We start from the raw sequence: 587 nt of genomic DNA, 5'->3' as shown, positions 1-587 counted from the left end.
CCCCTTGGCCCAGACAAGGCCGCCGTGGCGTTCCACGATTTTGCGGGTCAGGGCCAGCCCCATGCCGAGGCCTTCGAACTCGCGGGCGCCGTGCAGGCGCTGAAACGCGTGAAACAACTTGGCTTCATATTGCGGGTTGAACCCCACGCCGTTGTCGCTCACGGTCACGGCGCACAGGCCGCTGGCGTGCGCTTGCCATGTGACTTGAATCTCGGCCACTGCTCGCGTGCCGGTGAACTTGAGGGCATTCGACAGCAGATGCGCCAACACTTGCCGGAGCAGCGCCGCGTCACACTGCAGCGCCGGAATATCGGTTGCCACCTGCCATTCAACGGCTCGCCCGCCAAGCGCCGGGGCCAGGGCAGCGCAGACTTCTCGCGCCAGCTGCCCGGCATCCGCCGGGGACAGCTGCAGGTCGACCCGGGTCAGCCGCGACAGCTCCATCAGGCCGTCGATCTGTCGCCCCATTTGCCGTGCAGCCTGGCTCACCGTGTCCAGATGCGCCAGCAAGGCCGTATTGGTCTGATCCTCCAGGTCTTCCTTGATGATCTGCACGTAGGCGTTGACGTGGCGCAGCGACGCCCGCA

At 66.1% G+C, this 587-nt stretch carries 1 protein-coding gene; it reads right to left on the bottom strand.

Features of this window, described 5'->3' with window-relative positions:
• On the bottom strand, nucleotides 1–587 hold a 587-nt coding region (locus B3V69_RS19410), incomplete at both ends, for a sensor histidine kinase (RefSeq protein WP_296449045.1).

This window comes from Rhodoferax sp. UBA5149 (genome assembly GCF_002413825.1).
Classification (GTDB): Bacteria; Pseudomonadota; Gammaproteobacteria; order Burkholderiales; family Burkholderiaceae_C; genus Rhodoferax.
Note: the sequence above shows the minus strand (reverse complement) of the source record. Positions and strands in the feature narration are given on the sequence as shown.